Source organism: Pseudomonas sp. 18175 (assembly GCF_050432925.1).
GTDB lineage: Bacteria > Pseudomonadota > Gammaproteobacteria > Pseudomonadales > Pseudomonadaceae > Aquipseudomonas.
Map to the genome: position 1 here is coordinate 1 of NZ_JBKFTO010000047.1, position 7,411 is coordinate 7,411.

At 59.7% G+C, this 7,411-nt stretch carries 1 protein-coding gene; it reads left to right on the forward strand.

The genetic code is table 11. From position 1 onward, the window contains the following. Positions 1–7,411: beta strand repeat-containing protein (locus ACLD1Y_RS31510; protein WP_429481536.1), on the forward strand; the 7,411-nt coding region annotated here is incomplete at both ends.

Consider the following 7,411-nt stretch of genomic DNA (forward strand, 5'->3'; position numbering starts at 1 on the left):
CCTGCAAAACGATGTGCCGGTGATTGAAGTCGTTGCCAACACCCTGGAAGAAAACTCCGCCGTAGAAGGCACCGTTGCCGGTACTTTCACCGCAACCGACGAAGAAACCCCACGTACTGGCCTGACCATCACCTTCACGCCAGGCACCAACGCTGCCGGCTACTACGCCATCGACGGCAACAACGTCGTGCTGACCAAAGAAGGCGCCGACTTCGTCAACGCTGGCAACCAGCTGCCGAAGATCGACCTGACCGTCACCGATCCAGAAGGCCTGAACTCCAACGGCACTGGCCAACCGACCGTCACCCTGGTCGATGACACCCCGACCGCCATCGACAACCATATCGAAAGCAACGAAGACACCCCGATCGAACTGACCTGGGCGACCTTCGGCGTTCAGGATGAAGACACCACCAGCCCAGGCGTGGTGTTCACCAGCCTGCCGGCCGGTTCCATCGAGTACAAAGTCGACGGCGAGTGGGTCAAGCTCACCACGGCCGACCTGAAAACCGACACCTCGGCGGGCAAGGTCTTCACCCAGGCTGACTTCGATGCGCACAACGTGCGTTACAGCCCGGCTGAGAACGAATCCGGCGACAACAGCTTCGGCGGCACCGGCGTGGGCAACAAGCAAGGTGACTACACCGAGCTGAAGTTCCAGGCCACCGACGGCAACTCCTACAGCGACACCAAAACCATCACCGTGGATATCCACCCGGTGACGGATGTGCCGGTGCTGACCATCGGCCAAGTGCCAACCGGTTTGACCATTCAGACCTGGACCGGCGGCAACCTGCCGGGTGCCCTGGGCACCAACGGCCAAGGCGTGACCGACTCCAACACCCTGATCAAGGTGATCAACGATCAAGCAGCCGGTAGCGCAGCCACCACGGGCGTGACCAGCGACGTAAACAACGGCAATGTGGCCGAAGGCACCGCGACCAAAGTGTCCGGCCTGGTCTACCTGGAAGCTGGCAAGAGCTACACCTTCACCGGTACTGCCGACGACAGCCTGGCAATCACCGTGGGCGGCAAGCTGGTCGCTTCCGAGACCTGGAGCCAAGGCAGTGGTATCAATGGCTCGGCCTTCACGCCGACCGAGTCGGGTTACTACACCCTCGACATCTACCACTACAACCAGAACGGCCCGGGCAACTACAACGTCAACGTGTCGGTCAACAATGGCCCGTCGGTATCGCTGGGCAGCAGCGGCGTGCAGACCTACACCAGTATCGAAGCGTTGAAAGACGCCGGCATGGTGCTCGGCGATAGCCACGTGGTGAATGGCGAAGGCTATTACACCGGCAACGTCTACAACCACGGCCTGGAAGACACCGCGATCAAGATCGCGCCGATTGACGTCAAGTTTGTCGACACCGACGGCTCGGAATCCCACAAGGTCGAAATCAGCGGCCTGCCGGAAGGCACCGTGCTGACCGACGGTACCAATACCATCACCTCGACCGGCGCAAACACGCTGTACGACGTGAGCACCTGGAACCTGAGCACCCTGACGGTCACACCGTTCAAGGACTCGACCGCCAGCTTCGACCTGACCGTGAAAGCCACGGCCAAAGAGCTGAGCACCGGCGTTGAAGAAGTCACCACCGGCAAAATCAGTGTTGTGGTCACGGCGGTCAATGACGCGCCGGTACTTGGCAACGGCTCGACCAATGCGTTCGGCGACACCTACATCGAAGGTAAGCCAGGCGGCTACGTGGCGGCGAACCTGACCATCACCGATGTCGATAACACCACCCTGCAAAGCGCCAAGGTCACGCTGATCAACCACCTGACCGACGACGTGCTGATCGCGGATGTCAGCAACACCAAGATCACCGTCAGCTACGACAAGACCACCGGTGTGCTGACCCTGTCCGGTGAAGCCACCAAGGCCGAATACCAGGAAGTCCTGCGTTCGGTGCACTTCGCCAGCGAAAGCGAAGACCCGAGCCCGGTCAACCGTAACCTGACCATCACCGTGAACGACGGCCAGGCGGATTCGGCGCCCGTGACCTCCGTGGTCTACGTGGTGCCGGTCAACGATGCGCCAGTTGTCGGCTTCGACAGCACCAAGTTCGTCGAGCAAAAAGGCGCGGTGGCCCTGGTTGAAAACCTGAGCATCACCGACGTCGACAACAGAACCTTCAGCAAAGTGGTGGTCACCGTTGATCACCTGGTGTCGGGCGACCTGCTCACCAACGCCGACGTGCTCAAGGCCCTCGCCGTTGCCGGTATCACCATCACCGAAAGCGGCAGCGCCGCCGATGGCAAGATCGTCTACACCCTGACCAGCAACTTGCCGGCTGGCAGCAGCGCTGCCGACTTCATCAAGCTGGTTGAAGCGATCACCTTCCAGGCCCCGGGCAACAACCCGGCCGGTAGTGATCGCACCGTGAGCATCGCCGTTACCGATAACGGTGGCGGCAACCTCGACCGTGAGCAGCCAGAAACCAGCACCGCGACTGGCAAGGTCACTGTCGAACTGTTCAACGATGCTCCGACTGCAACCGGTAGTTCTACAGGCGCAGACGAAGACCACGCGGCCACGATCGTACTGAGCGGCGCCGATGTGGACGGCAACGTTGCCAAGTTCGTCATCACCACCTTGCCGGAGAACGGCAAGCTGTACAGCGACGAAAGCATGACCACCGAACTCAAGGTCGGTGATTCGGTACCTGCGGGCGCTGATGGCAAGGCGTTGGTCTACTTCAACCCAACGGCTGACTGGAGCGGCACAACGTCGGTTACCTTCACGGCGGTCGACAATGGCGGCAAAGCCAGTGACGTCACCACTGCGCCAGTGACCATTGCACCGGTCACCGACACCCCGCACCTGGGCCTGCTCGGTGGCGGCGTCGTCAGCGCGATCAACTTCGACAACGCGAACCTAAACGGCTCGTGGAGCACCATCGCAGTCGGCGATGCCAACAACGCAGCCGGCACCGGTCCAGCCACTCAGTGGATGACCGGCAACAGCGACGGCAAGGTCGAAATCGGCCAAAGCAGCATCTACGGCGTCGAGACACCGGGCAACAGCCAGGTCATCGAGCTGGAGAAAAATGCCGGCGACGACTCCAGCCTGTACACCATCATCAAGGCTGAAAGCGGCACCGCTTACAGCATCTCGGTTGATTACTCGCCACGCCTCGGTCACGAGAACGATTCGGTGATCGACGTGTTCTGGGGCGGCGTCAAAGTCGGCACCCTGGACACCACCGTGGTTGGCATGAAGACCTACACCTTCGTGGTGCCGGTCACTGCTGACGGTGACGCCAAACTCGAATTCAAGGCCCCGGCCGGCGATACCAACAACTCCTTCGGCGGTGTGCTCGACAACATCAGCGTCACCCAGGTGCTGAACACCGGCCTGGAAGACCACGCGATCAAGCTGTCGGCCATTGACGCTTACGCCACCGACAAGGACGGCTCCGAGACGCTCAAGCTGGAAATCAGCGGTATCCCGGCAGGCGCGACCATTTCTGATGGTGCGGGCCATACCTTTACCGCGACCGCTGGCAATCAAAGCGTCGACATCAGCGACTGGAGCCGAGCCACACTGGTCTACAACCCGGTGGCAAACGCCTACGGCGTGGTAAACCTGACCGTGACCGCTACTGCGCAAGATGGCGCTGCGACGCCTAAGTTCGAGTCGATCACGCTGCCGATCAATGTGATTTCGGTCAACGACCTGCCCGTCATCGAAGTGGTCGCCAATGCCCTGGTGGAAGGCCAAGTGGCGGAAGGCACCGTTGCCGGTAACTTCACCGTCAGCGATGTGGAAACCCCGGTTGCCCAGCTGAAAGTCACCTTCACCGGCGACAGCAACAAAGATGGCTACTACACCCTTGTTGGCAATGCCGTGGTGCTGACCCTGGCGGGTGCGAACTTCGTCAACGCTGGCAACAAGCTGCCGGCGATTGATCTGACCGTGACCGATGCCGACAAAGGCAGCGCGCACGATGCGGCTACGCCGGATGTGACGTTGGTTAACGATGTACCGGTTATCACCGTTGCTCCGGCTACGATTGAAGAAAACTCGGCTGCTGTTGGTACTGTCGCCGGTACCTTCACCGCGACTGACGAGGAAACTCCACGTTCGGGTCTGACCGTCACCTTCACTCCGGGTACCAACGCTGATGGTTACTACGCCATCTCCGGCAACGATGTTGTGTTGACCAAGGCTGGTGCTGATTTCGTCAATGCTGGTAACCAGCTGCCGAAGATCGACCTGACCGTTACCGATCCAGCGGGCGCGCATTCGAATGGCGAAGGCCAGCCGACTGTTAACCTGGTTAACGATGTGCCAGTCATCACCGTTGCTCCGGCCACGATTGAAGAGAACTCGGCTGCCGTGGGCACCGTCGCCGGTACCTTTACCGCGACTGACGAGGAAACTCCACGTTCGGGTCTGACCGTCACCTTCACTCCGGGCACCAACGACGCGGGCTACTACGCCATCTCCGGCAACGACGTTGTGCTGACCAAGGCCGGTGCTGATTTCGTCAATGCTGGTAACCAGCTGCCGAAGATCGACCTGACCGTTACCGATCCAGCGGGCGCGCATTCGAATGGCGAAGGCCAGCCGACTGTTAACCTGGTTAACGATGTGCCAGTCATCACCGTTGCTCCGGCCACGATTGAAGAGAACTCGGCTGCCGTGGGCACCGTCGCCGGTACCTTTACCGCGACTGACGAGGAAACTCCACGTTCGGGTCTGACCGTCACCTTCACTCCGGGCACCAACGACGCGGGCTACTACGCCATCTCCGGCAACGACGTTGTGCTGACCAAGGCCGGTGCTGATTTCGTCAATGCTGGTAACCAGCTGCCGAAGATCGACCTGACCGTTACCGATCCAGCGGGCGCGCATTCGAATGGCGAAGGCCAGCCGACTGTTAACCTGGTTAACGATGTGCCAGTCATCACCGTTGCTCCGGCCACGATCGAAGAGAACTCGGCCGCTGCGGGCACCGTCGCCGGTACCTTTACCGCGACTGACGAAGAAACTCCACGTTCGGGTCTGACCATCACCTTCACTGGCAACAGCAACTCGGCTGGTTACTACGCCATCGACGGCAACAACGTTGTGCTGACCAAAGCCGGTGCTGACTTCGTTAACGCTGGCAACCAGCTGCCGAAGATCGACCTGACCGTTACCGACCCAGCGGGCGCGCATTCGAATGGCGAAGGCCAGCCGACCGTTAATCTGGTTAACGATGTTCCGGTGATCACCGTTGCTCCGGCCACGATTGAAGAAAACTCTGCCGCAGTCGGTACTGTCGCCGGTACGTTCACCGCGACCGATGAAGAAACACCACGTTCGGGCCTGACCATCACCTTCACTGGCAACAGCAACTCGGCTGGTTACTACGCCATCGACGGCAACAACGTTGTGCTGACCAAGGCCGGTGCGGACTTTGTTAACGCCGGTAATCAACTGCCGAAGATTGACCTGACTGTTACCGATCCAGCAGGCGCGCATTCGAATGGCGAAGGCCAGCCGACGGTTAACCTGGTTAACGATGTGCCAGTCATCACCGTTGCTCCGGCAACCATCGAAGAGAACTCTGCCGCTGTTGGTACTGTCGCCGGTACCTTCACTGCGACTGACGAAGAAACTCCGCGTTCGGGCCTGACCATCACCTTCACTGGCAACAGCAACTCGGCTGGTTACTACGCCATCGACGGCAACAACGTTGTGCTGACCAAGGCTGGTGCGGACTTTGTTAACGCCGGTAATCAACTGCCGAAGATTGACCTGACTGTTACCGATCCAGCAGGCGCGCATTCGAATGGCGAAGGCCAGCCGACGGTTAACCTGGTTAACGATGTGCCAGTCATCACCGTTGCTCCGGCAACCATCGAAGAGAACTCTGCCGCTGTTGGTACTGTCGCCGGTACCTTCACTGCGACTGACGAAGAAACTCCGCGTTCGGGCCTGACCATCACCTTCACTGGCAACAGCAACTCGGCTGGTTACTACGCCATCGACGGCAACAACGTTGTGCTGACCAAGGCCGGTGCGGACTTTGTTAACGCCGGTAATCAACTGCCGAAGATTGACCTGACTGTTACCGATCCAGCAGGCGCGCATTCGAATGGCGAAGGCCAGCCGACGGTTAACCTGGTTAACGATGTGCCAGTCATCACCGTTGCTCCGGCAACCATCGAAGAGAACTCTGCCGCTGTTGGTACTGTCGCCGGTACCTTCACTGCGACTGACGAAGAAACTCCGCGTTCGGGCCTGACCATCACCTTCACTGGCAACAGCAACTCGGCTGGTTACTACGCCATCGACGGCAACAACGTTGTGCTGACCAAGGCCGGTGCGGACTTTGTTAACGCCGGTAATCAACTGCCGAAGATTGACCTGACTGTTACCGATCCAGCAGGCGCGCATTCGAATGGCGAAGGCCAGCCGACCGTTAACCTGGTTAACGATGTGCCGGTCATCACCGTCGCTCCGGCTACGATTGAAGAGAACTCGGCTGCCGTGGGCACCGTCGCCGGTACCTTTACCGCGACTGACGAGGAAACTCCACGTTCGGGTCTGACCATCACCTTCACTGGCAACAGCAACTCGGCTGGTTACTACGCCATCGACGGCAACAATGTTGTGCTGACCAAAGCCGGTGCTGATTTCGTCAATGCTGGTAACCAGCTGCCGAAGATCGATCTGACCGTTACCGATCCAGCGGGCGCGCATTCGAATGGCGAAGGTCAGCCGAACGTCAATCTGCACAACGACGTGCCGGTCATCACCGTTACCGCCAACACCCTGGAAGAAAACTCTGCCGCCGTGGGCACCGTCGCCGGTACCTTCACCGCAACCGACGAAGAAACTCCACGTGCTGGCCTGACGATCACCTTCACCGGCAACAGCAACGCTGCTGGCTACTACAGCATCTCCGGCAACAACGTCGTGCTGACCAAAGCCGGTGCTGACTTCGTCAACGCGGGCAACCAGCTGCCGAAGATCGACCTGACCGTTACTGATCCTGAAGGCCTGAACTCCAAAGGTTCCGACCAGCCAGTGGTTAACCTGCACAACGACGTGCCGGTGATCACCGTTGTCGCCAACACCCTGGAAGAAAACTCTGCCGCAGTGGGCACCGTCGCCGGTACCTTCACTGCGACCGACGAAGAAACTCCACGTGCTGGCCTGACCATCTCCTTCACCGGCAACAGCAACGCTGCTGGCTACTACAGCATCTCCGGCAACAACGTGGTGCTGACCAAGGCCGGTGCTGACTTCGTCAACGCGGGCAACCAGCTGCCAAAAATCGACCTGACGGTTACCGATCCAGAAGGCCTGAACTCCAGCAACAACGCGCAGCCAGTGGTCAACCTGCATAACGACGTGCCGGTGATCACCGTTGTCGCCAACACCCTGGAAGAAAACTCTGCC